General features: G+C 70.9%; 24 protein-coding genes. 8 read left to right on the top strand and 16 right to left on the bottom strand.

The features are described 5' to 3' along the window. Window positions 1-25 precede the first annotated feature (25 nt). The 4 genes from dapF to ACFWPA_RS10300 all read right to left on the bottom strand — a co-directional run bounded on the left by dapF (window position 26) and on the right by ACFWPA_RS10300 (window position 3,541). Window positions 26-892, bottom strand: coding sequence for a diaminopimelate epimerase (gene dapF / locus ACFWPA_RS10315; protein ID WP_378508857.1), 867 nt, complete (start codon window positions 890-892; stop codon window positions 26-28). An 80-nt stretch (window positions 893-972) separates the two neighbouring features. Then, on the bottom strand, window positions 973-1,833 hold the full coding sequence (locus ACFWPA_RS10310) for a TrmH family RNA methyltransferase (RefSeq protein WP_378508858.1): 861 nt from the start codon (window positions 1,831-1,833) through the stop codon (window positions 973-975). A gap of 65 nt (window positions 1,834-1,898) precedes the next feature. Beyond that, complete coding sequence (gene miaA, locus ACFWPA_RS10305; protein WP_378508784.1) at window positions 1,899-2,834, bottom strand: tRNA (adenosine(37)-N6)-dimethylallyltransferase MiaA; 936 nt, start codon at window positions 2,832-2,834, stop codon at window positions 1,899-1,901. Continuing rightward, on the bottom strand, window positions 2,822-3,541 hold the full coding sequence (locus ACFWPA_RS10300; protein ID WP_378508785.1) for a hypothetical protein: 720 nt from the start codon (window positions 3,539-3,541) through the stop codon (window positions 2,822-2,824). Before ACFWPA_RS10300 ends, miaA begins: the two co-directional genes overlap by 13 nt. A gap of 208 nt (window positions 3,542-3,749) precedes the next feature. Between ACFWPA_RS10300 and ACFWPA_RS10295 the strand changes: the two genes are divergently transcribed. Then, window positions 3,750-5,120, top strand: coding sequence for a DUF349 domain-containing protein (locus ACFWPA_RS10295; protein ID WP_378570101.1), 1,371 nt, complete (start codon window positions 3,750-3,752; stop codon window positions 5,118-5,120). A gap of 160 nt (window positions 5,121-5,280) precedes the next feature. On the opposite strand, the gene ACFWPA_RS10290 is transcribed toward ACFWPA_RS10295, so the two are convergent. From ACFWPA_RS10290 to ctaD, 4 genes are all read right to left on the bottom strand, one after another. Then, window positions 5,281-5,850, bottom strand: coding sequence for a hypothetical protein (locus ACFWPA_RS10290; protein WP_378508787.1), 570 nt, complete (start codon window positions 5,848-5,850; stop codon window positions 5,281-5,283). Beyond that, window positions 5,847-7,370 (bottom strand): tRNA (N6-isopentenyl adenosine(37)-C2)-methylthiotransferase MiaB, encoded by a 1,524-nt coding sequence (gene miaB / locus ACFWPA_RS10285; RefSeq protein WP_378508788.1) that lies wholly within the window; start codon window positions 7,368-7,370, stop codon window positions 5,847-5,849. Before miaB ends, ACFWPA_RS10290 begins: the two co-directional genes overlap by 4 nt. Before the next feature lie 44 nt (window positions 7,371-7,414). Then, window positions 7,415-7,867, bottom strand: coding sequence for a group III truncated hemoglobin (locus tag ACFWPA_RS10280; RefSeq protein ID WP_378508789.1), 453 nt, complete (start codon window positions 7,865-7,867; stop codon window positions 7,415-7,417). Window positions 7,868-8,028: 161 nt separating this feature from the next. Next, window positions 8,029-9,756 carry a cytochrome c oxidase subunit I gene (gene ctaD, locus ACFWPA_RS10275; protein ID WP_378570100.1) on the bottom strand — a complete coding sequence of 576 codons (1,728 nt, stop codon included), beginning with the start codon at window positions 9,754-9,756 and terminating at the stop codon, window positions 8,029-8,031. Between the two features lie 297 nt (window positions 9,757-10,053). Here ctaD and gluA point away from each other — a divergent pair, with 297 nt between their 5' ends. From gluA to ACFWPA_RS10250, 5 genes are all read left to right on the top strand, one after another. Next, window positions 10,054-10,782 (top strand): glutamate ABC transporter ATP-binding protein GluA, encoded by a 729-nt coding sequence (gene gluA / locus ACFWPA_RS10270; protein ID WP_378508859.1) that lies wholly within the window; start codon window positions 10,054-10,056, stop codon window positions 10,780-10,782. 59 nt (window positions 10,783-10,841) lie between these two features. Further along, window positions 10,842-11,675 carry a glutamate ABC transporter substrate-binding protein gene (locus ACFWPA_RS10265; protein ID WP_378508791.1) on the top strand — a complete coding sequence of 278 codons (834 nt, stop codon included), beginning with the start codon at window positions 10,842-10,844 and terminating at the stop codon, window positions 11,673-11,675. A gap of 84 nt (window positions 11,676-11,759) precedes the next feature. Beyond that, entirely contained in the window at window positions 11,760-12,440 is a 681-nt protein-coding gene (locus ACFWPA_RS10260) for an amino acid ABC transporter permease (protein WP_378508792.1), read from the top strand. Beyond that, a complete protein-coding gene (locus tag ACFWPA_RS10255; RefSeq protein ID WP_378508793.1) occupies window positions 12,437-13,324 on the top strand; it encodes an amino acid ABC transporter permease in 888 nt (295 codons plus the stop codon). Before ACFWPA_RS10260 ends, ACFWPA_RS10255 begins: the two co-directional genes overlap by 4 nt. After that, window positions 13,324-13,533, top strand: coding sequence for a hypothetical protein (locus tag ACFWPA_RS10250; protein WP_378508794.1), 210 nt, complete (start codon window positions 13,324-13,326; stop codon window positions 13,531-13,533). Before ACFWPA_RS10255 ends, ACFWPA_RS10250 begins: the two co-directional genes overlap by 1 nt. 45 nt (window positions 13,534-13,578) lie before the next feature. On the opposite strand, the gene recX is transcribed toward ACFWPA_RS10250, so the two are convergent. From recX to ACFWPA_RS10215, 7 genes are all read right to left on the bottom strand, one after another. Next, on the bottom strand, window positions 13,579-14,217 hold the full coding sequence (gene recX, locus ACFWPA_RS10245) for a recombination regulator RecX (RefSeq protein WP_378508795.1): 639 nt from the start codon (window positions 14,215-14,217) through the stop codon (window positions 13,579-13,581). A 10-nt stretch (window positions 14,218-14,227) separates the two neighbouring features. Then, a complete protein-coding gene (recA, locus tag ACFWPA_RS10240; RefSeq protein ID WP_378508796.1) occupies window positions 14,228-15,271 on the bottom strand; it encodes a recombinase RecA in 1,044 nt (347 codons plus the stop codon). A gap of 226 nt (window positions 15,272-15,497) precedes the next feature. After that, complete coding sequence (locus ACFWPA_RS10235) at window positions 15,498-15,692, bottom strand: DUF3046 domain-containing protein (RefSeq protein ID WP_378508797.1); 195 nt, start codon at window positions 15,690-15,692, stop codon at window positions 15,498-15,500. A 58-nt stretch (window positions 15,693-15,750) separates the two neighbouring features. After that, window positions 15,751-16,917, bottom strand: coding sequence for a glycosyltransferase (locus ACFWPA_RS10230; RefSeq protein WP_378508798.1), 1,167 nt, complete (start codon window positions 16,915-16,917; stop codon window positions 15,751-15,753). A gap of 95 nt (window positions 16,918-17,012) precedes the next feature. After that, a complete protein-coding gene (locus tag ACFWPA_RS10225; protein WP_378508799.1) occupies window positions 17,013-17,543 on the bottom strand; it encodes a DinB family protein in 531 nt (176 codons plus the stop codon). 77 nt (window positions 17,544-17,620) lie between these two features. After that, on the bottom strand, window positions 17,621-19,123 hold the full coding sequence (locus ACFWPA_RS10220; protein ID WP_378508800.1) for a glycerol-3-phosphate dehydrogenase/oxidase: 1,503 nt from the start codon (window positions 19,121-19,123) through the stop codon (window positions 17,621-17,623). Window positions 19,124-19,145: 22 nt separating this feature from the next. Then, window positions 19,146-19,733, bottom strand: a complete 588-nt coding sequence (locus ACFWPA_RS10215; protein ID WP_378508801.1) for a TetR/AcrR family transcriptional regulator — start codon at window positions 19,731-19,733, stop codon at window positions 19,146-19,148. A gap of 64 nt (window positions 19,734-19,797) precedes the next feature. On the opposite strand from ACFWPA_RS10215, the gene ACFWPA_RS10210 reads away from it, so the two are divergent. Both ACFWPA_RS10210 and ACFWPA_RS10205 read left to right on the top strand, forming a co-directional pair. Next, window positions 19,798-21,426, top strand: coding sequence for an FAD-binding oxidoreductase (locus ACFWPA_RS10210; protein WP_378508802.1), 1,629 nt, complete (start codon window positions 19,798-19,800; stop codon window positions 21,424-21,426). After that, window positions 21,423-22,319, top strand: coding sequence for a diacylglycerol kinase (locus tag ACFWPA_RS10205; RefSeq protein WP_378508803.1), 897 nt, complete (start codon window positions 21,423-21,425; stop codon window positions 22,317-22,319). The genes ACFWPA_RS10210 and ACFWPA_RS10205 overlap by 4 nt, the downstream gene beginning before the upstream one ends. 91 nt (window positions 22,320-22,410) lie before the next feature. On the opposite strand, the gene ACFWPA_RS10200 is transcribed toward ACFWPA_RS10205, so the two are convergent. Then, window positions 22,411-23,118, bottom strand: coding sequence for a PIG-L deacetylase family protein (locus tag ACFWPA_RS10200; protein WP_378570109.1), 708 nt, complete (start codon window positions 23,116-23,118; stop codon window positions 22,411-22,413). Window positions 23,119-23,130: the final 12 nt, after the last annotated feature.

Raw genomic sequence — 23,130 nt, 5'->3', positions numbered from 1 at the left:
GCCCGACGACCGCGACGCATCCGGATTACAGCGACGACCACCAGGTCTCGTCGATGCTGCCGGATGCCACCAGGACGGACGGCCCGCGCAGGGTCGCCTTGCCCGCGTCGATGTCGACGACGACCTCCCCGCCGGGGACCCGGACCCGCACCTCCCCGTCGGATCGGCCGGCGGCCCGCAGCGCGGCCATCGCCGCGGCGACGGTGCCGGTGCCGCAGGACCGGGTCTCCCCCACCCCGCGTTCGTGCACGCGCATGTCGACGGCGCCGTCGGCGAGCGGGGTGAGGATCTCGACATTCACCCCGTCGGCAAAGAACGCGGCATCGAACTGCGGCGGCGCGGTCAGGTCGAGCGCGGCAAGCGACTCCGCGGTCAGGTCCTTCACCACGCACGCCAGGTGCGGGTTGCCGACGTCGATGCCGAGCCCGGTGAACTCGGTGCCGTCGACGGTCGCCGTCGAGGGTCCCAGTTCCCGGACCAGACCCATGTCGACGGTCACCTGGGCGGTCGCCCCCGCGAGGCGGTGCACCACCACCGGGCGTGCCCCGGCCCGGGATCCGACGACGAACTCGTCGGCAAGTTCGAGGCCCGACGCCCGCAGGAAATGCGCGAAGACCCGGACCCCGTTGCCGCACATCTCGGCGATCGATCCGTCCGCGTTCCGGTAATCCATGAACCAGTCGTCGACCCCGACGCCCTTCGGCAGGGCGTCGAGCACGCCCGCCTCCTTGAGCACCCCGGCGCGCGCGACGCGCAGCACCCCGTCGGCGCCGAGTCCCCGGCGCCGGTCGCACAGCGCCGACACCCGGGCCGGGCCAAGGTCGATCGTCGCCTCCAGGTCGGGCAGCAGCACGAAATCGTTCTCGGTGCCGTGCCCCTTGCTGAACTGCATGGCGGTGGTCGGGGCGACCGCGGTCATCGATGCGGCGGCGCCGAACAGGCTCATCCGGGCGGCCAGGTGGTCGGCGATGTTCATCGGATGCCCTCCCGGTCGTGACGGGCCGCACCGCGACCGCTCGCGGCAGCGGTTCGCTGCCGCGTGATCTCGTACAGACACACCGCGCCGGCCGACGGCGCGCCAAGCGAACTCGCGGCACCGCCGATCGGGATGCTGGCGGTGACGTCGCAGGCGCCGCGCCAGGCCGCGCTCATGCCACGGGTCTCGTTGCCGATCACCAGGATCGTTCCACCTCTCAGGTCGTGGTCGGCGATCGTGACACCGCCGTGCTCGTCGGTGCCCACGATCTGCAACTCCATCTTCTGGCGGTCACGGAACGCGACCACCTCGTCAGGATCTGCGGCGGTGTACACCGGCATCGCGAACAGCGAACCGGTGGACGCGCGCACACTCTGCGGATCGAACGGGTCCGCGGCGTGCCCGGTGACCACCACCGCGTCCGCCCCGAACGCGTCGGCGCTGCGGATCAGGGTACCCAGGTTGCCCGGTGACGACGGCCGGTCGAACACCACGATCAGCGGGGCCCGCTCGGACCGGGTCACGGTCAGCGTCGACACCGGGCGGGTCCGGGTCTTCCCGACCGCGATCAGCTCCGGCGCCGACTCGGCCCGCTCCCCCAACTCGGCGAGCAGCTCCCCCGCGACCCCGACCGAGTCCCCGGCCCATCCGGCGAGGACGCCCCTGGCCCATTCCGACAGCGGCGGCCCGTCCACCCGGTACAGCAGCGTCTCGATCGGCCAGTCGTTGTCGAGGGCGAGGGTCAGCGGACGGACGCCCTGGATCAGGAATCGGCCCGCCTTCGTCCGCTTCGCGCGGGTGGTCAGGTACGACTGCCACTGTTGGAAGCTGGCGTTGCGCACCGTCACCTTGCGCATCCCGGTCGCGTCGCGGGCTCCGCTGCGCGGCGGTCCCCCCGCCGCCCGGGGGGTGGTCTTCTTCGTCACTGCATCTCCGTCTGCTTCTCGACAATCGTCAGGGCCGCATCGATCAGGTCGGGTCGGGCCGCGTCGAGCCACTGCACCCGGCGATCCCGTCGGAACCAGGACCGCTGCCTGCGCACGTACCGCCGGGTTCCGATCAGGGTCCGCTCGCGGGCCTCGTCGAGGTCGTACTCGCCGTCCACCGCGGCGAGCACCTGCGCGTACCCGATCGCGCGGCGCGCGGTGACCCCGACCCGGAGCCCTCCCGCCACCAACTCCGCCACCTCGTCCACGAGACCGGACGCGAACATCGCCCTGGTCCGCTGGTCGATCCGCTCGTCCAGTTCGGCGGTGTCGCGGTCGACGCCGAGGACGACCGTCCCCCACCGCGGCTCACCGATCGTCGGCGCGGACGCCGCGAACGGCCGCCCGGTCAGTTCGACCACCTCCAGCGCGCGGACCATGCGGCGGCCGTCGGTCGGCAGGATCGTGGCGGCGGCAGCCGGGTCGACGCGGGTCAGCTCCGCGTGCACACCGGCGACCCCCTGCTCCGCGAGCACCGCCTCCCACCGGGCCCGCACCCGCGGATCCGTCGCCGGGAACTCCCAGTCGTCGAGCAGCGACTGCACATACATCATCGACCCGCCGACGATCACCGGCACGGCCCCCCGCGCGGCGATCGCCTCCACGTCGGCCCGCGCGGCCAGCTGGTATCGGGCCACCGTCGCGGTCTCGGTGACGTCGAGGACGTCGAGCTGATGGTGCGGGATGCCCCGCCGCTCCGCGACCGGCAGCTTCGCGGTGCCAATGTCCATCCCGCGGTACTGCTGCATCGCGTCGATGTTCACGATCTCGCCGCCGAGCCGCTCGGCCAGCGCGAGCCCGAGGTCGGACTTGCCGGTCGCGGTCGGGCCGAGCACCGCGATCGGGCGCACGCTTCCCGTCACGGCAGCCACATCCCCACGTGATAGCCGACCCCGTAGGGGGCGCCCTGGTAGTCGGTGCGGCACCGGGCGGGTGGGCCACCGAACAGCGCGGCCAGCGCCTGCCACGCCGGGCGGCCCGCGATCCCGAGGCCGGTGCAGATGACCGGGTCCAGTGCGGCGAGATGGTCGACGTCGCCGGAGCGGAGCGCGCGGTCGAGGTCGGCCTGCGCTGCGGGGGCACGGTCGTCGAAGGAGCCGGGCGCCTTCGCGGTCAACGTTGCCGCACCGTCGGCGACCACCAGCACGCCCCGCGGCCGGGGATCCGCGTCCAGCCGGGCCCGCAACCGGCGGCCAAAGTCGACGCAGGACGCCGGTGGGGTGTCCGCGCTGAGGACGACCGTGTCGAACTCCGCGTCGGGTGCCGCCCTGCCGCGCAGCCATCCCGCCGTCAGCGTCGCGAGGGGCAGGGTCGGGTCCGCGACGCCATGCTCGCCTGCCGCCCCCGACGCCACCCGCACGTCAGCGCCGTAGCCGCGAAAGGTTCCCCGCACCCCCGCCGCGACCTCGGTGTCCGTGTCCCCGACCCCGATCACCGTCCACACCGCCGCCAGTCTCCCCAGCTCGCCAGCGACGGCGATGCTCGCGGCCCGGAGGTCGGCGGTCTCCGCGGCCGCCGCGCCCGCCAGTTCGGGAAGCAGCAGGGGCGGCGAGGAAACCAGTGCGGCGGCGGTGAACACACCGCCCAAGGTAGTCGCCCCGTGTCGACGGTCCGCGACCAGATCGACCCCGCACCGCCGCACAATCCCGACTCTCGCGGTCCGAACTGTTTCAATGGTCGTAGACACCTCGTTCCGGGTTGAATGGAACCAGCGCGCACCGACGAGCGGATCGGCGTGCGACGAGCGAGGCAGCGGCAGCCGTGACGCGCGGCAGAGATGAGGAGTCATGACCGACACCAGCGCACCCAAGCCCGGCGCCCCGAAGCCGGGCACGCCCAAGCCGGGCGCCCCGAAGCCGGGCACGCCCAAGCCCGGTGCGGCCAAACCCGGTCCCGCGAACATCGCTGCCCACGCCGCCGTGCACGCCCCGGCCGCAACACCCCCGAGCGACCCGAGCCGATTCGGGCGGGTCGACGAGGACGGCACCGCGTGGGTCACCACCGCCGACGGCGAACGCCAGATCGGGTCCTGGCAGGCAGGCGACGCCGCCGAGGGGCTGGCCCACTTCGGCCGCCGGTACGACGACCTGGCCACCGAGGTCGGACTGCTCGAGGCCCGCCTGACCTCCGGCACCGGCGACGCCCGCCGCACCCGGACCGCCGCCGTCGCCCTGGCGGAGACCCTGCCGACCGCCGCCGTCATCGGGGACATCGACGCCCTCGCGACCCGCCTCGACGCCGTCATCGCCGGATCGCAGGAGGCCGCCGAGGCGGAGAAGGCCGAACGCGATCGCGATCGCGAGGAGCACACCCACCGGAAGGAGGAGTTGGCCGCCGAGGCGGAACGCATCGGCGCCGAGTCCACCCAGTGGAAGGCCGCGGGCGACCGACTCCGCGAGATCCTCGACGAGTGGAAGTCGATCCGCGGTGTCGACCGCAAACTCGACGATGCCCTGTGGAAGCGGTACTCGAAGGCACGGGAGGCGTTCAACCGGCGCCGCGGGGCCCACTTCGCCGAACTCGACCGCGAACGCGCCGCCGCCAAGACCCGCAAGGAGGAACTCTGCCAGCGCGCCGAGGACCTGCAGGAGTCGACCGACTGGGGCCCGACGGCGGCCGCCTTCCGTGACCTGCTCGCCGAATGGAAGGCATCCGGACGCGCCCCGCGGGAGGCCGACGACGCGTTGTGGAAGCGGTTCAAGGCCGCGCAGGACGTGTTCTTCGGCAATCGCAACGCCGCCGCGTCCGAGCGGGACACCGAGTTCGAAGGCAACGCGGCCGCGAAGGAGGACCTGCTCAAGGGCGTGCACATCGATCCGAGTAAGGGCCTCGACGCCGCCCGCTCCGCGCTCCGGGACCTGCAGGAGAAGTGGGACGAGATCGGCAAGGTCCCCCGCGAGAAGATGCACGACCTCGAAGGTCGACTGCACGCCATCGAGAAGACGGTCCGCGACGCCGCCGACTCCCAGTGGCGGCGCACCGACCCCGAGGCGATGGCCCGCGCCGCCCAGTTCCGGGAGCGGGTCGCCCAGTTCGAGGAGCAGGCAGCGAAGGCGACGGCCGCAGGCAAGGCCAAGGACGCGGAGAAGGCCCTCGCCCAGGCCAAGCAGTGGCGCGAATGGGCCGACGCCGCCGAGGGCGCCGTCAGCGACCGATAGACGGCACCGCCGTCAGCGACCGATAGACGGCACCGCCGTCAGCGACCGATAGACGGCGCCTGCCAATAGGTCACGCGTCCGGCCGACGACTCCCCGTCGTCGGCCGGACCGAATGACTGACGCGCGCCGCGCCGTGTCGGGTCGCCGCTCCCGCTCGGGGTCAGCGATCGCCCCACAGCAGTTGGTCGCCGCGCTCCGCGGTCTGCCGCCTGCGCTCCTCCTCTGCGGCCAGCTGGATCGCGGTGCGCTGCCACACCACGTGCACCCAGTGGAACGTCAGCACCATGATCAGGATCCAGCCGAGGATCAGCCCGATCCCGGGACCGGCGCCGGGTGAGTTCGCGTCCAGGGTCTGCCTGGACCAGATCGCCAACATCCCGAACACGCTCGCGACGGCAGATCCGGCGACCGCGACCCAGGCCAGCGCCCAGCGGCGGGTGGCCAGTGCGAGCATCGCGAACACCACGCCGAACACCAGCGTCAACCACACGAAGACCCGCGACGGCAGCGCAATGTCCTCGGCGAGGGCCACCTCGTTCCCCGCGAGGACGTCCCATCCCTTCGCGGCACCGGTGTGCGGGAGCGCGAACGTACCCGCGAGCAGCAGGACGCCGACGGCGACGACCAGGGCCCGCATGCCGGGGTCGATCTCGCGGGCCACCTTCCTCTCGGCGGCGTCGATGTCCTTCCGGAACTGTTCGCTGGGGTCGGCGGGCTGGTTGTCGCTCATGCTCCACATCCGGTCACGGTCGGCAGCGGTGCGGGCGCACCGATCTGCGGGAGCCCCAATCCGATACCGATCGGCGGGGTCTTGGGGGTGATGCCACGTTCGTGCGAGTCGCCGGCACGGGTGCGCCGATGGGTGAGGACGGCGTCGTCGGCGACCAGGTGATGGGGTGCGGCCCCGGTGACGGCGACCGTGACGACGTCACCGGGACGGATTCCGCCGTCGAGGTTGCCGTCCGGCCGGAAGTGCACCAGCCTGCCGTCGCGGGCGCGGCCGCTCATCCGCTGTGTCTCGGCGTTCTTGCGGCCCTCGCCTGCAGCCACGAGCAGCTCGACCTCGGTGCCGACCAGTTTGCGGTTCTCCTCGAGCGTGATCTGCTCCTGCAGTGCGATCAACCGGTCGTAGCGTTCCTGCACGACCGCCTTCGGCAGCTGCCCGTCCATCTCGGCGGCCGGGGTGCCGGGCCGCTTCGAGTACTGGAACGTGAATGCGCTGGTGAACCGCGCCTGCCGGACGACGTCGAGGGTGGCCTGGAAGTCCTCCTCCGTCTCACCGGGGAACCCGACGATGATGTCGGTGGTGATCGCGGCGTGCGGCATCGCGGCCCGCACCTTCTCGATGATGCCGAGGAACTTGGCGGCGCGGTACGAGCGGCGCATCGCCTTGAGGACGCGATCCGACCCGGACTGCAGCGGCATGTGCAGCTGCGGGCACACGTTCGGGGTCGCCGCCATCGCCTCGATCACGTCGTCGGTGAACTCGGCCGGGTGCGGGGAGGTGAACCGGACCCGCTCGAGACCGTCGATCTCGCCGCAGGCGCGCAGCAGCTTCGCGAACGCGCCCCGATCCCGGGGGATCTCCAGGTCGGCGAAGGAGACGCCGTACGCATTGACGTTCTGGCCGAGCAGGGTGACCTCGAGGACGCCCTCGTTCACCAGCGCCTGCACCTCGGCGAGAATGTCGCCGGGGCGGCGGTCCACCTCCTTGCCGCGCAGCGCGGGCACGATGCAGAAGGTGCAGGTGTTGTTGCAGCCGACGGAGATCGACACCCAGCCGGAGTAGGCGGAGTCCCGCTTGGCGGGCAGCGTGGACGGGAACGCCTCGAGCGAGTCGATGATCTCGACCTGCGCCTCGTCGTTGTGGCGGGCGCGTTCCAGCAGCACCGGCAGCGACCCGATATTGTGGGTGCCGAACACCACATCCACCCAGGGCGCCTTCTTGACCACGGTGTCGCGGTCCTTCTGCGCGAGGCAGCCGCCGACCGCGATCTGCATGCCCGGGTGCGCGTCCTTCGTCGGGCGCAGGTGGCCGAGGGTGCCGTACAGCTTGTTGTCGGCGTTCTCGCGGACCGCGCACGTGTTGAACACGAGCAGGTCGGGGTCCGAGCCGGGCGCGGCCTTGGTGTACCCGGCGTCCTCGAGCAGACCGGACAGCCGCTCCGAGTCGTGCACGTTCATCTGGCAGCCGAAGGTGCGGACCTCATAGCTGCGCGATGCGGGGGTGTCTTGGTCGATCGTGTCCACCAGTCCAGGGTACGGGCCCGCGCGGGCCGCACCGAACGGCACCGTCAGGCCGACCCGGCTCCGCCCTGCCGCATCGTCGGCGCCGCCGCAACGCCGGTGCGGACGGCCTCCGCGGCCAGGCTCGGGGCGTGCGTCATTCGCCGGTGCATGGCCACCGCGATCCGCTCGCCCTGCTGCTTCGCCCGGTCCGCGATCGGCCCGGTGAACGCCTCGTCGACGGACTCGTGCCACAACTGGAGCCAACGGTCGAAGTGCTCGGCCCCGAACGGGTGCCGGTCATGCGCGTTCTGATGGATCCGGAACAGGCTGCCCCGGTAGGTGCCCGCCGCGAACAGCAGCGTCTCCCAGAAATCGCACATCACCGGCAGATGCGACTCAAGCCCCTGCTCCCGCACCTCGGTGAATGGTTCCGCGAGCAACTCGTCGACGAGGGCACGGCCGTAGAATCGGCGCAGCAGGGTGCCGATGTCGGCTCGGTCAGCGATGTCCGCGCGCACGGCACTCCCCCTTCACGATGCTGGCCGCCGTCACCGTGCCCGCTCGTCAGAACGGATTCCACCAGCGGATGAACATTATGTACAGATTCGTGGGGAAGGAGAACTCCCAGTCCGATCCCATGTACGGCAGGTTCGGCAGATTTCCCTGTATCGGTGCCCCCTCACGCGCGACTGCGCTCGACCTCTGACGCCGACGTCCGGTACCGGACACCGGCGTGGGACTCGGCGCGCATCCGGTCGGACATGTGCGGGTAGTGCAACTCGAACGCGGGCCGCTCCGAGCGGATCCGGGGCAGCTCGGTGAAGTTGTGCCGCGGCGGCGGGCAGGTCGTCGCCCATTCGAGGGAGTTGCCGTAGCCCCACGGGTCGTCGACCGTGACGACCTCGCCATAGCGGTAGCTCTTGAACACGTTCCACAGGAAGGGCAGCGTCGAGGCGCCGAGCACGAACGCGCCGAGCGTCGAGATCGTGTTCAGTGTCGTGAAGCCGTCCGACGGCAGGTAGTCCGCGTAGCGACGCGGCATGCCCTCATTGCCGAGCCAGTGCTGCACCAGAAAGGTGGCGTGGAAGCCGAGGAAGGTCAGCCAGAAGTGCCACTTGCCGAGGCGCTCGTCGAGCATCCGGCCGGTCATCTTCGGGAACCAGAAGTAGATGCCCGCGTAGGTGGCGAACACGATGGTGCCGAACAGCACGTAGTGGAAGTGCGCGACCACGAAGTACGAGTCGGTGACGTGGAAGTCGAGCGGCGGGCTGGCGAGCAGGACCCCGGACAGGCCGCCGAACAGGAACGTGACGATGAAGCCGACGGAGAACAGCATCGGCGATTCGAACGTCAACTGCCCCTTCCACATGGTGCCGATCCAGTTGAAGAACTTCACGCCGGTCGGGATCGCGATCAGGAACGTCATGAACGAGAAGAACGGCAGCAGCACCGCGCCGGTGGCATACATGTGGTGCGCCCACACCGCCATCGACAGTGCCGCGATCGACATCGTCGCGAACACCATCCCGGTGTACCCGAACAGCGGTTTGCGGCTGAACACCGGGATCACCTCGGTGATGATCCCAAAGAACGGCAGCGCAACGATGTACACCTCGGGATGCCCGAAGAACCAGAACAGGTGCTGCCACAGCAGGTTCCCGCCATTAGCCGGATCGAACAGGTGGGCACCGAGATGCCGGTCCACGAACACCCCGAGCAACGCCGCGGTCAGGATCGGGAACGCGAGCAACACCAGGATCATCGTGATGAGGATGTTCCAGGTGAAGATCGGCAACCGGAACATCGTCATGCCGGGGGCGCGCAGGCAGACCACGGTGGTGATCATGTTGACGCCGCCGAGAATGGTGCCAACACCCGCGACCGCGAGACCCATGATCCACAGGTCCGCGCCGACACCGGGCGAGTGCACCGCGTCGGTCAGCGGGCTGTATGCGGTCCAGCCGAAGTCCGCGGCGCCGCCGGGAGTCACGAAGCCGGCCATCACGACCAACGCGCCGAACAGGTACAGCCAGTAACTCAGCGCGTTCAGTCGCGGGAACGCGACGTCGGGGGCGCCGATCTGCAGCGGCAGGATGTAGTTCGCGAAACCGAACACGATCGGCGTCGCATACAGCAGCAGCATCACCGTGCCGTGCATCGTGAACAGCTGGTTGAACTGCTCGTTCGACAGGAACTGCATGCCGGGCAAGGCCAACTCGGTGCGCATCAGCAGCGCCATCAGGCCGCCGGCGAGGAAGAAGGCGAACGACGTCACCAGGTACATGACGCCGAGCATCTTCGGGTCGGTGGTGGTGATCATCCGGTAGACATAGGACCCCTTGGGCCCCAGGCGGGCCGGGAACGGCCGGGACGCCGCGACACCCGGCGTCGGGGACACCGCGGTCATCGCCGCCGCCCCGCCCGGCGGAGTCGATCGGAACTCGGGTACGCGTACGTCATGAAGCCCCCTCGGCAGGCCGTGGTCGTACCGATCCAGTAAACACCCGTCCGGCGATCCCCACCCGGCTTCGGGGCCGGATTTCGCGCAGCCGCACCAATCCGTTGCCTTGGTAAAGGTTCCGTTACGTCGACGGGCCGACGTCACGCAAACACCCGGATTCCGCCTGCCCAGCACCTAGGGTCGACGACTATGACGAACGCGGGTGAATCGGGCGCGGGCGCACCCACCGCCACCGCACGGGCCATGATCTCGATGTCCGGGGTGCAGAAGCACTTCGGTGATCTGCACGTGCTGCGCGATATCGACCTCGAGGTCCCCACCGGGCAGGTGGTGATCGTGGTCGGGCCGTCCGGCTCCGGGAAGTCGACCCTGTGCCGCACGATCAACCGCCTCGAACCCGTCGACGAGGGGGTCATCGCCGTCGACGGTCGCGAACTGCCCGAGGAGGGCAAGGCGCTTGCCGCGCTGCGCGCCGACGTCGGGATGGTCTTCCAGTCGTTCAACCTGTTCGCGCACAAGACGATCCTCGAGAACGTCATGCTCGCCCCGGTCAAGGTCCGGAAGATGAGCAAGTCCGATGCGCGGGCCAGGGCCGTCGAACTGCTCGACCGGGTCGGCATCGGCAACCAGGCCGACAAGTACCCGGCCCAGCTGTCGGGTGGCCAACAGCAACGGGTGGCGATCGCCAGGGCCCTGGCGATGAACCCGAAGGTGATGCTGTTCGACGAACCGACCTCGGCGTTGGATCCCGAGATGGTCAGCGAGGTCCTCGACGTGATGACCAGCCTCGCGAAGGAGGGCATGACGATGCTCGTCGTCACCCACGAGATGGGCTTCGCCCGCAAGGCGGGCGACCGGGTGCTGTTCATGGCGGACGGCCAGATCGTGGAGGACACCGACCCGGACACGTTCTTCACCGCACCGTCATCGGCCCGCGCCAAGGACTTCCTCGGCAAGATCCTCGGTCACTGACAGCACGGACCGAGCACCCGACCGCACTTCCCGTTGCCCGACCCGAAGGAGAGGAACACATGAGGATCACCCGTGCGCTGCGAGTCGGGGTCGGCGTGCTCGCCGTCGCCGCCGTCGCGACCGCCTGCGGCGGCGACGAGCAGAGGAGCGCCGTGCAGAGCGCCGAGTCCGGCACGCTCACGGTCGGCATCAAGTTCGACCAGCCCGGCCTCGGCCTGCGCAACCCGGACGGCACGTTCAGCGGCTTCGACGTCGACGTCGCCACCTATGTTGCCGGCAAGCTCGGTGTGCAGCCGTCCGGGATCACGTTCAAGGAGTCCCCGTCCGCGCAGCGGGAGACGCTGATCCAGAACGGCGAGGTCGACTACGTGGTCGCGACCTACTCGATCACCGACGCCCGCAAGGAGAAGGTCGACTTCGCCGGGCCCTACCTGACCACCGGGCAGTCCCTGCTGGTGCGCGCCGACAACACCGACATCACCGGGCCCGACTCGCTCAACGGCGGCAAGAAGCTGTGCTCGGTCACCGGCTCCACCCCGGCGCAGAACGTCAAGGACACCTACGCCAACGAGGTGCAGTTGCAGGAGTTCGACACGTACTCGGCGTGCGTGGAGGCCCTGCGCAACGGCGCCGTCGACGCGGTGACCACCGACGCGATCATTCTCGCCGGCTACGCCGCCCAGTACCCGGGCCAGCTGAAGGTGGTCGGTGACACCTTCACCACCGAGAACTACGGCATCGGCCTTGCCAAGGGCGACGACGAGACCCGCGCCAGGATCAACGACGCGATCGAGGCGATGATCGCGGACGGATCGTGGCAGGCGGCGCTGGAAAAGAACGTCGGCCCGTCCGGATACCCGATCCCCGCGCCCCCGACCGTCGACCGCTACTAGGAGGCGCTCCGCGCCCGTGCGTGAGTTTCACCCCGATGGGGGTAAAAATCACGCACGGTGCGCGGGGACGGAGAAGGAACGTCCGTGAACCTGCTCACCAAGTACGGGGATCAGCTGATCTCCGCGTTCTGGACGACGATCGAATTGACCGTGCTCGCCGCGATCGGCGCCCTCGTCATCGGCACCGTGCTGGCCGCGATGCGGGTGTCGCCGGTGCCGGTGGCGCGGTGGCTCGGGGCCGCGTACGTGACCGTGTTCCGGAACACCCCGCTGACGCTGATCGTCATCTTCTGCTCGTTCGGCCTCTATCAGACGATGGGTGTTCGACTCTCGCCGGAGAACTCACCGACCTTCCTGGTGGACAACAACTTCCGGCTCGCGGTGCTCGGCCTGAGCGTCTACACCGCCGCCTTCGTGTGCGAGTCGCTGCGCGCCGGCATCAACACCGTCCACGTCGGGCAGGCCGAGGCGGGCCGCTCCCTCGGTCTCACGTTCGGGCAGAACCTGCGGCTGATCGTGCTGCCGCAGGCGTTCCGGGCGGTGATCGCACCGCTCGGCAGCGTGCTGATCGCCCTGACCAAGAACACCACGATCGCCTCGGTGATCGGCGTCGCGGAGGCCTCGCTGCTGATGAAGACGATGATCGAGAACGAGGCCGCGATCTTCGTCGTCGGCGGCATCTTCGCGCTCGGCTTTGTGATCCTGACGCTGCCGATGGGTCTGCTGTTCGGGTATCTCGGCAAGCGGTTGGAGGTGGCCCGATGAGCACCGGGGCAACGGTCCTCTACGACGCGCCGGGTCCCCGGGCCCGCAGGCTCCACCGCCTCGGGTCGGTCGTTGCCGCCGCGGTGCTCGTCGCCGTCGGATACCTCGTGTACCGCGCCCTCGACGGGAAGGGGCAGTTGACGGCGGAGAAGTGGGAGCCGTTCCTCGAGTCCTCGTCGTGGACGACGTACCTCGTCCCCGGCATCCGCGGCACCCTGATCGCGGCGGCGGTGTCGATCGTGCTGGCGCTGCTGCTCGGCGTCCTGCTCGGCGTCGGGCGACTGTCGGAACATCGGGCGGTCCGCGTGGTCTCCGGGGTGATCGTGGAAGTGTTCCGGGCAATCCCGGTGCTGATCCTGATGATCTTCGCGTACCAGGTGTTCGCCGACTACCAGGTGTTCAAGTCGACCTACCTGGCGCTGGCCGCGGTCATCACCGGCCTGACCCTCTACAACGGGTCGGTGATCGCGGAGATCGTGCGCGCGGGCATCGCCTCGCTCCCGAAGGGGCAGTCGGAGGCCGCGCGGGCGCTGGGCATGCGCAAGAGCCTGATCATGCGGAGCATCCTGCTGCCGCAGGCGATCGCGGCGATGCTGCCCGCGATCATCTCGCAGATGGTGGTTGCGCTGAAGGATTCCGCGCTCGGCTACCTCATCGGGTACGTCGAGGTGGTCCGGTCCGGCCAGCAGCTCGGCGCGTTCTACGGCAACTACCTGCCCGCACTGCTGGTGGTCGCGGCGATCATGATCGTGCTGAACTCGGCGCTGTCCGCACTGGCGACGTACGTCGAGAGGCGGTTGCGCAGCGGACGGAAGGGGCGCCCGGCGGCCACGCCTGCGGTACCGCCCGCCGCGCCGGGCATGGACCTGACCGCAAAGGTGTGATGACCGGGGAAGGTGCGGCGCGGCCGGTCCCGCCGCGGTGGTGGCGGGCGACCGTCGCCGCGGTGTCGGTGCTCGTCGCGACGGCCTGCGCGGTGATCCTGTGGGCGTTCGTGCCGCCGGTCGTCTACTTCCCGTTCGTGGCGCTGGCCGGGTGGGCGTTGATGATCCTGGGTGCGGTCTGGCTGGCGCTCACCCTGGTCCGGTTCTGACCCGGCGGACGGGGACGGCCCGCCGGGCCCGCGCGGCGTGGACCGTCACCCGGCGTCGAGACCCTCGTCATCCGAACCGGCCCGCGCGAGTTCGGTCTTCACCACGTCGAAGCACATGCCCTGCGGATAGCCGCGGCGGGCGAGCATCGACACCAGCCGCCGGACGAGTCGGTCGCGGTCGCTGCTGCGACCGCCCGGTCCGTCGACCTCGAAGTCGAGGGATGCGGTGCGCAGCTTGCGCCGCACCAGTTCGGTGGCCCGTTTACGTTCGTCGTCGACGTCGATGCGGTCGAGCGCGGTCGCCGCGATGTCCGGCGCGACCCCCTTGGTGCGCAACTCCATCGCCAGCGCCCGCTTGCCCTTGCCGGAATAGGTGTGCCGGGAGTGCACCCACTGCGCCGCGAACGCGGCGTCGTCGACGAGACCCACCTCGGTGAGCCGGTCGAGCACCCCGACGATCACGTCGGGGTGGTAGCCCTTGTCGGTGAGCTTGGTGGCCAGTTCCGTGCGGCTGCGCGCGCGGTCGGTCAGGAGGCGCAGGCACAGGTCCTTCGCCTGCGCCTCCTGCTCGGCAGGACTGCGGGAGCCCACGTCGGCGGCGGCGCGTCTCGCCGCGCCGGCACCGGATCGTCGCGACTCATCGGCCCGGCGACGGGACGCCCGCGGGCGGTCGTCCTGTTCCATGGGCGGTGTCCTAGAAGTCGGCGGGTGCGTCGCCCGCGTCCTCGGCGGTCACGTCGGCGCCGATGCCCAGCTTCTCCTTGATCTTCTTCTCGATCTCGTCGCGGATGTCGGTGTTCTCCAGCAGGAACTTGCGGGCGTTTTCCTTGCCCTGCCCCAGCTGGTCACCCTCGTAGGTGAACCACGACCCCGACTTGCGGATGAAGCCGTGCTCGACACCCATGTCGATCAGCGAGCCCTCCTTGGAGATGCCCTGGCCGTAGAGGATGTCGAACTCGGCCTGCTTGAACGGCGGCGAGACCTTGTTCTTGACGACCTTGACGCGGGTGCGGTTGCCGACCGCGTCGCCGCCGTCCTTGAGGGTCTCGATACGGCGCACGTCCAGTCGCACCGACGAGTAGAACTTGAGCGCCTTGCCGCCGGTGGTGGTCTCCGGCGAACCGAACATCACACCGATCTTCTCGCGCAGCTGGTTGATGAAGATGGCGGTGGTGCCCGAGTTGTTCAGGGCACCCGTCATCTTCCGCAGCGCCTGGCTCATCAGTCGGGCCTGCAGACCGACGTGACTGTCGCCCATCTCGCCCTCGATCTCGGCGCGGGGCACCAGCGCGGCCACCGAGTCGACGACGATGATGTCGAGGGCGCCGGAGCGGATCAGCATGTCCGCGATCTCCAGCGCCTGCTCACCGGTGTCCGGCTGCGAGACCAGCAGGGCGTCGGTGTCGACGCCGAGCTTGCGGGCGTACTCGGGGTCGAGCGCGTGCTCGGCGTCGATGAACGCCGCGACACCGCCTGCGGCCTGCGCGTTCGCCACCGCGTGCAGCGCGACGGTCGTCTTACCCGAGGACTCCGGGCCGTAGATCTCGACGACGCGCCCGCGCGGCAGGCCGCCGATCCCGAGCGCGACGTCGAGGGCGATGGACCCGGTGGGGATCACCGAGATGGGCTGGCGCGCCTCCTCACCGAGACGCATCACCGAGCCCTTGCCGAAGTTCTTGTCGATCTGCGCCAGTGCGAGCTCGAGCGCCTTGTCGCGATCGTGTGCCTGTGGTGCCATCGGTTCTCCTTAGTCAGGAACTCGTGTGTCGTCAGGAGCTCGCGTGTCGAGCGGCCCGATTTCCGGGCGGCCCGATGTTCGAGCGGGGTCTCACTGTGTTGTGGTCACCGTAGACGGGGACACCGACAAACTCTGCCGACGCGACCTGACGAGCACACCCCCAGCATAGGGGAACACCTGTTCGAGTCAATGGCCCGGGATGGGCGTGTCGGCGCCAACGCCGCAACTACCAGCGGCTTCGTGGCACCTCGAACTCGACGCAGAGCGCACGCCACACCTCACGCGGTTCCCGACCGGCCTCGATGGCCTGCGCGGCGGTCCTGCCACCCAGGCTGAGCAGCACGTGGTCCACCAGCAGGGATTCGCCGTAGAGTCGGCCGAACTCGCCGTGTACCAGTTCATTGAACTCGGTCAGTCGCACGGACCAACGGTAACGCGTGCCGCCGTCCGGCCATCAGGCCCGCCCGCCCGCCGCGCGATCATGGCAGGGTCGATCCAGCGGCGGCGGCCGCCCGGCACACCGCGACCGGGTCGGCAACCTCGCCCGCGGTCGCCGCGGCCGCGGCCGCCGCCGCCGCGAACGACGGGTCGTCCAGCATCCTCAGCACCGCCCCGCGCAGGGCATCGCCCGACAGCGGCCGCACCACCAGGGCGCTGCCCTGCCTGGCCGCACGGTTCGCCAGCTCCCACTGGTCCCCGCCGCCGGGAACGGTCACCGCGGGCACCCCGGCGAGGAGCGTCTTGGCGAGCATGCCGTGACCGCCGCCGCAGACCACCACCGACGCGTCGGCCAGCAGCGCGTCCTGACGCCCCAGCCCAGCGCTGGCCCAGGACGGCAGGTCCGCAGGAGGGGTGTCGAGCATGGAGGCGACCACCCGCACCCCGGTGCCGTCGAGCGCCGCCAGCGCGGTCTCGAGCATGCCCTCGGCTCCGGTGTGCGCGGTCGACGGCGCGATCATCACCAACGGCCCGTCGCCGGGCGGCGGGGCGAGGAGGTCCGCGGTCGGCTCCCACAGCAGCGGCCCGACCACCTGCGCGTTGTCTGGCCAGTCCGGCCGGGGCACCTCCAGGGCGGGCAGGGTCGCGATCAGCCGCGCGACCGGCCCCGGATCCTCGGCGGGCAGACCGACGCCGACCCTCGCCTCGGAGCGCTGCCGCAGACCCTGCTTGATCGACCGGCCGGTCGCCGCCCGCATCAGCCGGTCGCGGGCCCGACCACGCAGCCCCTCCCCCGGCGCCAGGCCACTGCCGATCGGCGGCAGGCCCGTCGACGGCGCGTACAGCGGATGCGGTGACAACTCCACCCACGGCACGTCGAGCCGTTCGGCGGCCATCCCGCCGCCCGCGGTGAGGATGTCGGAGACCACCAGTTCGGGCAGCATCGCGCTCAGCTCGGGCAGGATCTCGGTGGAGATGTACGCCGCCCGGGTATGGATCCGCGCCCCCGCGTCGAGGTCGTCGTCCTCCGGCCGCGGCGCGAGACCCTTGAGCCTGCGCGCCGAGATCCCCGCCGCGCGCGCGGTGTCCAGCCAGCGATCACCGGTGAACAGCACCGGATCATCGCCCGCGGCAATCAGTTTCAGGCACAGGGCGATGGCGGGGATGGCATGACCGGGATCGGGTCCGGCGACGACGGCGACGCGCATCCGACCAGGGTGCCATAGGCCCCGCTCAGCCCATGACGAGTGGGCCGACTGTGGCAGGCGATTCGGCGGCGGCACCCGCCTCGTCGTCGCCGACGCTAGATCTCCATGCCCGCGTCGGCGCCCATCTGCATGGTGGTGTTCGCCCCGTCGAGGCTCTCGCGGATGATGTCGGCGTGCCCGGCGTGCTGGGCCGTCTCCCGCAGGATGTGCATGAGGATTTTCAGCCCACTCCACCATTGACGCTGCGGCGCCCACGGCGCGGTCGGCAGCGGGACCGGCTCGGTGAGGTCGAGGTCGCGGACCGCGGCCTCGGTCTCACGGGCCACCACGACATAGTCCGCGAGCAGCGCCTCAAGGGTCTCGTCCGACCCGACCGTCCACGACTGCATCGCGGAGTCCATGTCGAACTCGGCGGCCTCGTCCCGCTCGACCAGGGTCCGAATCCAGCCGCGCTCGGTGCCGGTGACGTGCTTGAGCAGGGCGATCAGCGTCAACTCGCTGGCCGTTGACCGGGTGCGGGCCCCCGCGTCGTCGAGGCCCCGGAAGGTGATCAGGAAGGTGCTGCGCTGCTCGGCGAGCAGGTCGAGGATGTCGGTCGTGGCAGTGCTCTGCGGATCGGTGGTCATGGTGTGCGTCGCTCCCGAACGTCGGTACAGCCGTGTCGAACCGGACGCCCCACCGTACGACCTCGCACCGACAATGTTCAGCCGAGCGCGGCCACCGCCGCGTTCCGTGCGCGGTCCCGGTCGGCGGGGACCAGACCGATCCGGGTTCGGCGGTCAAGGAGGTCGTCGACGTCCAGCGCCCCTTCGCTGCGGACCGCGAACACCAACTCGGCGTGGCTGACGTCGATCCCGTCGGCCACCCGATCGAGGGGCCCGGCCGCGGCGACGCTGCCCGCCTCGGCTCCGTACCGGTCGATCAGCGACGCGGGCAACCCGGTCGGTGCCGCACCCGCACCGACCACCGGCAGATTCCTCGTGACACACGCCCCGGCCGCGAGGCCCCCGGCCAGGATCGCGGCATCGACCGCGTCCTGCGCCATCTTCCGATAGGTGGTCAGCTTCCCGCCGACGACACTGATCACCCCGGCGCCCGAGGTGAGGACCGCGTGGTTGCGGGACAGGTCCGCGGTCGCACCGTCCCCGGTGTCGAGCAGGGGCCGCAGGCCCGCGTAGCTGGCGAGCACGTCGCTGCGGGTCAGGTCGCCCCCCAGCGCAGTGTTGACGGTGGTCAACAGGAAGTCGATCTCGGGCTCGGTGGCCACCGGGACGTCGGGGATCTCCCCCGATGCCGCCTCGTCGGTCAGCCCGAGGTAGACCCGACCCAGCTGCGCGGGCAACGCGAACACGAAGCGGTTCGTCTCGCCGGGAATGGGGACGGTGAGCGCCGCCGTCGGGTTCCCGAGTCGCTCCGCGGAGAGCACCAGGTGGGTGCCGCGGCTGGGTTTGAGCGCGATGTCGGGGTCGACCTGCCCGGCCCACACCCCGGCGGCATTGACGACCGCGCGGGCCCGCACCGTGAGCTCCTCCCCGGTCAGCTCGTCCCGGAGCCGCGCACGATCACCGGTGACGTCGTACGCCCCGACCCGGGTAAGGATCTTCGCGCCGTGCCCGGCCGCCGTGCGGGCGATCGCGACGACCAGTCGCGCGTCGTCGACGAGCTGGCCGTCGTACGCGAGCAGGCCGCCGCGCAGGCCGTCCCGGCGCACCGCTGGCGCGAGGGCGATCGCCGCGGCCGACCCGACGCGCCGGGAGCGCGGCAGCACCGACGCGGGGGTGCCGGCGGTCGCCCGCAGCGCATCGCCGGCGAGGAATCCGGCCCGCACCAGCGCCTTCTCGAATCGCCCGACGGACGGCAGCAGCGGCACCAGCTGCGGCAGCGCCCGGATCAGGTGCGGCGCAGTCCGGGTCATCAGGATGCCGCGTTCGACGGCGCTCTCCCTGGCGATGCCAACGTTCCCGCTCGCGAGGTACCGGAGTCCGCCGTGCGCGAGCTTCGAACTCCATCGACTGGTCCCGAAGGCCAGGTCACGGCGTTCGACGAGGACGGTCCGCAGTCCGCGGGACGCGGCGTCCAGCGCGACCCCGACCCCGGTGATCCCGCCGCCGATCACCAGCAGGTCGATCGGATCCCCGTCACCGAGCTCGGACAGTTCCCGCGCTCGGCGGTCGGCATTGAGGGCGGTCGGGGCGTTGAGGTGCACGGTGAACTCCTGATCCGGGATGTCAGACGGACGGTGCGGTCAGATAGGCGTCGACGGCGACGGTCAGCTCCCCGATCAGCGCGTCGGGCGGGAGCAGGTCGGCGACCATTCCGGCGGACTGGACCGCCGACTGCGTCATCAACAGCAGCATCGTCGCGAGGGCGACGGGGTCGCCTGCCCGGACCGAGCCGTCCGCCTGGCCGGCAACGAGCGCGGGGACGAGATGGTCGATGATCGCGCGCTGGCTGGTGCCGAGCCGCTCGACAATGTAGGTGATGAGCAGTTCGGGGTCGGATCGGAGGATCTTCACAAACAGGGGGTGATGCCGCACCGCGTCCGCCATCTGCGCGACCGCGGCAACGAGTTGGGCGCGCATCGGGCCAGCACCGGACGGTGCCGGGACCGCGAGCCCGATCTCGCGGGTGAGCAGATCCCCCACCACTGCGCGGGTGTCGGGCCAGCGCCGGTAGACGGTCGGCCTGCTCACGCCGGCCCGCCGGGCGATCTCCGCGAGCGTGGTGCGCCGCAGGCCGAACTCGAGGACGCAGGTCCGGGCCGCGTCGAGGATCTGGTCGTCGACGCACCGGGCCGCCGCGGTGTCACTGCTCACGCGTTCACATTTCCCCGGTCGAGATCAGCGTTACGAATAGACATTGTGTGTAACACTGTAACGCATGATCGACTTCACAGCACCCGAGCACCCGGCGACCGAGGCCCCCGTCATGGAGTGGGACGCCTGGGGAGTCGGCGAGTTCCGCAAGCAACTCTCCCCGCAGGTCCTGTCCCTGCTCGGGGCGGCGCTCGGGGTCGACGCGGCGCAGGCCGCCGCCCCCGCCGAGTCCGACGTCGTGCTGCGGCCCAGCTCCCTCACCGACGCGCACCGCCGCGCGCTCAAGGACCTGCTCGGATCCGACAACGTCCGCGCCGACTCCGCGATCCGGCTCCGCCACGCGGGCGGAAAGTCCACACCCGACCTGTTGCGCCGCAAGGACACCGCGGCGCAGGACGCCCCGGACGCGGTGGTCCTGCCCGCCTCCCACGAGAACGTCCTCGCCCTCCTGCAGTGGTGTGCCAGGAACACGGTCGCGGTGGTCCCGTTCGGCGGCGGCACCAGCGTCGTCGGCGGACTCGACCCGGTCCGCGGCGGCTTCGACACGGTGATCGCGGTGGATCTGCGGCGCCTGAACGCGCTCGTCGACCTCGATCCGGTGTCCGGGATCGCGACCCTGCAGGCGGGTGTGACCGGACCGCAGGCGGAGGAACTGCTCGGGGTGCACGGCTTTTCGCTCGGCCACTTCCCGCAGAGCTTCCAGTTCGCGACGATCGGCGGATTCGCCGCGACCCGCTCGTCCGGGCAGGCGTCCGCGGGCTACGGCCGGTTCGACGACATGGTGCAGCACCTGCGGGTTGCGACCCCGGCAGGCACCCTCAGCCTCGGCCGCGGCCCGGCGTCGGCCGCGGGACCGGACCTGCGCGAGCTGCTCGTCGGCTCGGAGGGCACCTTCGGCGTCATCACGGAGGTCACCGTCCGGGTGCACCCGGTGCCCGCGACCACCGCCTACCGCGCCTGGTCGTTCCCCGACTTCGAGACCGGCGCGCACGCACTGCGGACGGTGGTCCAGACCGGCGCCGCACCGACGGTGATGCGCCTGTCGGATGAGGCGGAGACCGGCATCAACCTGGCGCTGGCCGGGGACATCGGTGGCGAGAGCCCCACGTCGGGATGCCTGGCCATCACCACGTTCGAGGGCACCGAGGCGCACGTGCGGGCCCGCTCCGAGGAGGCGGGCGCCCTGCTCGCCGCCGCAGGCGGAACCGACCTCGGCGACGGGCCCGCCCGATCCTGGGAGCACGGCCGCTTCTCCGCCCCCTACCAGCGCGATGCACTGCTGAACGCGGGCGCGGTCGTCGAGACCCTGGAGACGGCGACCACCTGGTCCAACCTGGCGACCCTCCGCGACGCCGTCACCACCGCCCTCACCGAATCCCTCACCGCGCAGGGCACCGCGCCCCTCGTGATGTGCCACATCTCGCACACCTACCCGACCGGCGCGTCGCTGTACTTCACGGTCGTGTGCGCGCAGGCCGCGGATCCGCTGATCCAGTGGTCCGCGGCCAAGCGCGCCGCGGGCGATGCCATCGTCGCGGCGGGCGGAACGATCACCCACCATCACGCCGTCGGCCGGGATCACCGCCCGTGGATGGCGGACGAGGTCGGCGAGCTCGGTGCGAGCGTCCTGCAGGCGGTCAAGGACGCGCTCGACCCCGTCGGCATCCTCAACCCCGGCAAGCTGATCCCATGAGATCGGTGACGGTGCTGACGAACCCGCACGCCGGCGGCGGACACCCGCACGAGGTGGCCGCGGCCGCGACGGCGCGCCTGCGCGAGCGGGGCATCGACATCACCGCGATCGAGGGCGGCTCCCCTGCCGAGGCCCTGCAGCTGGCCCGCGCCGCGGTCGAGGCAGGCACCGACGCCCTCGTCGCGGTCGGCGGCGACGGGCTGATCAACATCGCCTGGCAGGCGGTCGCGGAATCCGGGGTGCCGCTGGGCATCATCCCCGGCGGGACCGGCAACGACCATGCCCGACTGTTCCACATCCCGGTCGACGACCCGGTCGCGGCGGCGGACATCGTCGCCGAGGGCGAGACGGCCGACGTCGACCTCGGACGGGTCACCGTCGGCGCGGCCGCGCACTGGTTCGGCACGGTGCTGTGCGGCGGTTTCGATTCCCTCGTCACCGAACGGGCGAACCGGATGCGCTGGCCGCGGGGCCCGATGCGCTACAACCTCGCGATGCTCGCGGAACTGGCGAGCCTGCGGGCGATCCCGTATCGGATCGTGCTCGACGACCGCACCCTCGATCTGGACGCGGCGATGGTCTCGATCGGGAACGGCACCTCGTACGGCGGCGGGATGCTCATCGCGCCGGACGCGAGCCTGACCGACGGACTGTTCGACGTCGTCGTCATCGCTCCGGGCAGCCGATGGAAGCTGGTCCGGCTGTTCCCCACCGTCTACAAGGGGACCCACGTGTCGCTCGACGAGGTGCGGGTCTTCCGCTCCGCCTCGGTGCGGGTGGAGGCGGCGGGTATCACCGCGTACGCGGACGGGGAACGGATCGCGCCGCTGCCGATCGACGTCCAGACCGTTCGGGGGGCCGGGCGCGTCATCGTCGGCGCTCCGGTCCACTGACCCACGCCCCAGGATTGAATGGGGGTTCAGGTGCCACCGTGCCGCCGGAAATGCGCCATGAACCCCCATTCACCGCATCGCGGCGGGCGGGTCAGAACGAGAACAACTCGAACCCAACCGCCCGCGGCGCCGGGAATCCGGGCTTCGGACCGGTTGCCATCTCCACCTGCGCGGCGGCCTGCTCCGCGACCGGGACGTCGCTGAGCGCGGCGAGGTAGCGGGCATGCTCGGCAAGGGACGCGACCGCGAGGTCGACCGTTGCCGTCACGTCAGCGGCGTGCGTGTGCCCGGACGGCCCGGTCACCGCCGCCCACCGCACACCCGACCAGCGCGGTTCGGGCAGGTCCGGGAAGATCCACTCGTTCGCGGCGTCCGCGATCGCGTCCAGTGCGGCCAACCCGACGGCCCGGTGGTCGGCGCTGTTGCGGCGTCCGGGGACCACGGCCTCGTGATGAGTCAGGGTGACGACGATCTCGGGCCGGTGCCTGCGGATCGCCCCGGCGATCGCGGCGCGCAGCGCCGGGCAGTACTCGACGGTGCCGTCCCGGAGGCCGAGGAACTCGACCTCGGTGACCCCGACGACCCGGGCGGACCGGAGTTGCTCCGCCTCCCGCAGCGGTCCGCACTCGGCGGGCGGGACCCCCTCGATCCCCGCCTCCCCCCGCGTGACGAGGACGTAGCGGACGTCCTTGCCCTGCGCGGTCCACCGGGCAACGGCCGCCGCGCAGCCGTATTCGATGTCGTCGGGATGCGCGACGATCACCACGCCGCGCTGCCAGTCCTCGGGAATCGGTTCGATCGTGGGCTCCAT

The sequence above is a fragment of the Rhodococcus sp. NPDC058505 genome (assembly GCF_042720095.1).
Classification (GTDB): domain Bacteria; phylum Actinomycetota; class Actinomycetes; order Mycobacteriales; family Mycobacteriaceae; genus Rhodococcus_G.
Note: the sequence above shows the minus strand (reverse complement) of the source record. Positions and strands in the feature narration are given on the sequence as shown.